The 2,757-nt window shown below is 63.9% G+C and carries 2 protein-coding genes and 1 pseudogene; all 3 read left to right on the top strand.

The window, feature by feature from the left end; genetic code table 11:
• A partial coding sequence (locus EOD07_RS29605; RefSeq protein WP_164772657.1) for an N-acetylmuramic acid 6-phosphate etherase occupies nucleotides 1-761 on the top strand: 761 nt, incomplete at its 5' end.
• A gap of 117 nt (nucleotides 762-878) precedes the next feature.
• Nucleotides 879-2,138 (top strand): ABC transporter substrate-binding protein, encoded by a 1,260-nt coding sequence (locus EOD07_RS29600; protein ID WP_127237858.1) that lies wholly within the window; start codon nucleotides 879-881, stop codon nucleotides 2,136-2,138.
• Between the two features lie 241 nt (nucleotides 2,139-2,379).
• Nucleotides 2,380-2,757: pseudogene (locus EOD07_RS29595) on the top strand (sugar ABC transporter permease); the annotation flags it as partial.

Here is a 2,757-nt window from a genome sequence, read left to right as displayed (position 1 = left end):
CCTATGCGGCGGCCGGCAGTTCCGGCCTGATGGCCATGGCCGACGCGCTGGAATTGCCCGGCACGTTCGGCATCGCCCGTGACCGCATCGCCATCCTGATCGCCGGCGGCGACGACGCCTTCCGCACGCTGGCCGGCGGACCTGAGGACGACACCGGGGAAGCGTCGGCGGCGGTCGCCGCGGCCGCTATCGGCAAGGGCGACTGCCTGATCGCCATCTCCGCCAGCGGCTCGACCCCTTATGCGGTCCAGGCGCTGCAGGACGCGCGCAGCCGCGGCGCGGCAACCATCGCCATCGCCAACAACCGGGGTGCCGCGCTGTTCAAGCAGGCCGACGTCGCCATCCTGCTCGAAACCCCGCCGGAATTGATCGCCGGCTCGACACGCATGGGCGCGGGCACCGCGCAGAAGATCGCGCTCAACATGCTGTCGACGCTGACCGCGATCCATCTCGGCCATGTCCATGACGGCTACATGGTCAATCTCACCGCCGACAACATCAAGCTGCGCGACCGCGCCGTGCGCATGGTCGCCGCCATCAGCGGCAAGAGCCGCGAGGACGCCGCCCGCCTGCTCGAGGAAAGCGGCGGTGTCGTCAAGACAGCCATTCTGCTCGCCGCCGGCGCCGCCAACGCCGACGCGGCCGAGAAGATACTGGAAGGAGCCGGCCAGAAGCTTCGGCCGGCGCTTTCCGCGCTGGGGCATGATCCCGAAAAGTGGAACCCGCTTTTCGGAAAAGATCATGCCCTAACAAAGAAGTAGGGCCTGTTTCATCCCGATTTCCATCGGGGTGAAACGGGCTTGCGAGGGGAGCAAGGGGCGCTGAGCCTCTGTTCTCATCAAAACCGAACCTGAAAAAGGTCAACAGGGAGACTGAAGATGAAGACCAAACTACTGACGGCCCTTCTGCTCGGCACAAGCATTCTCGGCACGACTGGGATGGCGCTGGCCGAGGACGTGACGCTCAACATCGAAAGCTGGCGCGGCGACGACCTGACCATCTGGAAGGACAAGCTGATCCCGGCCTTCGAGGCCAAGAACCCCGGCATCAAGGTGGTGTTCGCGCCCTCGGCCCCGACGGAGTATGACGCAGCGCTGGGCGCCAAGCTCGCCGCCGGCTCGGCGGGCGACCTGATCACCTGCCGCCCATTCGACAAGTCGCTCGAGCTGTTCAAGAAGGGCAACCTCGCCGACCTGACCACGCTGCCGGGCATGGAGAACTTCTCGCCCGTCGCCAAGTCCGCCTGGCAGACCGATGACGGCAAGTCGAGCTTCTGCGTGCCGATGGCCTCGGTCATCCACGGCTTCATCTACAACAAGGATGCGTTCGACAAGCTCGGCCTCAAGGTGCCGACGACCCGCGACGAGTTCTTCGCCGTGCTCGACAAGATCAAGGCCGACGGCACCTACATTCCGATGGCGATGGGCACCAAGGACCTCTGGGAAGCCGCGACCATGGGCTACCAGAACATCGGCCCCAACTACTGGAAGGGCGAGGAAGGCCGCGCCGCCCTGATCAAGGGCGAGCAGAAGCTGACCGACAAGGACTGGGTCGCGCCCTATGAGGAACTGGCCAAGTGGAAGCCTTATCTCGGCGACGGCTTCGAGGCGCAGACCTATCCGGACAGCCAGAACCTGTTCACGCTCGGCCGCGCCGCCATCTACCCGGCCGGCTCGTGGGAAATCGGCCTGTTCAACACCCAGGCCCAGTTCAAGATGGGCGCCTTCCCGCCGCCGGTCGAGAAAGCCGGCGACACCTGCTACATCTCCGACCATACCGACATCGGCATGGGCCTGAACGCGGCGTCGAAGCATTCGGAAGAGGCCAAGAAGTTCCTGTCCTGGGTCGCCTCGCCGGACTTCGCCACCATCTACGCCAACGCGCTGCCGGGCTTCTTCAGCCTGAACTCCTCGCCGGTGAAGATGGAAGACCCGCTGGCGCAGGAATTCGTCTCCTGGCGCGGCAAGTGCAAGTCGACGATCCGCTCGACCTACCAGATCCTGTCGCGCGGCACGCCGAACCTCGAGAACGAGACCTGGGTTGAATCGGCCAACGTGATCAACGGCACCGACACGCCGGAAGCCGCGGCCAAGAAGCTGCAGGCCGGTCTCGACAGCTGGTACAAGCCGGCGAAATAAGCAGATCGATCGCGATGCCGGCCGGGCCTAGGCCCGGCCGGCATCCAAACAGTTCCAGATAGCGATTGTCGGCTGAGCCTCCCGGTCTTACCCTCGATCTCGCGGGGAAGACGGAGCCGATCTGTCGCGGGCCTTGTCTTACCCCAGAGGGACAGCCAGGCCGTGCATCGAGGCATCCGCTAGCATCACCTGAACTGGAACCCAGAGACGGCGGGGAACCGAACTCATGGACACCAAAACCATGGCTGCAGAAACGCGAGCGAAAAGAACGATCCGCTGGCATGTCGGCGTCTTCCTGGCGCCGGCGGTGCTGGTCTACACCGCCTTCATGATCTTGCCGCTGTTCGGCACGCTCCAGCTTTCTCTGTTCCGCAACATCGAGCAATCCCAGGTCTTTGTCGGCTTCAGCAATTTCCGCACGCTGTTCGGCGATCCGAACTGGTCGGTCAATTTCTGGAATGCGCTGAGGAACAATGTCTGGTTCTTCATCATCCATATGCTGGTGCAGAACCCGATCGGCATCCTGCTCGCGGCGCTTCTTTCCAGCCCCAGGCTGCGTTTCACCGCCTTCTATCGCACGGCGATCTTCGTGCCGACGATCCTGTCCTTCGTCATTGTC

It is taken from the genome of Mesorhizobium sp. M2C.T.Ca.TU.002.02.1.1 (assembly GCF_003997225.1).
Note: the sequence above shows the minus strand (reverse complement) of the source record. Positions and strands in the feature narration are given on the sequence as shown.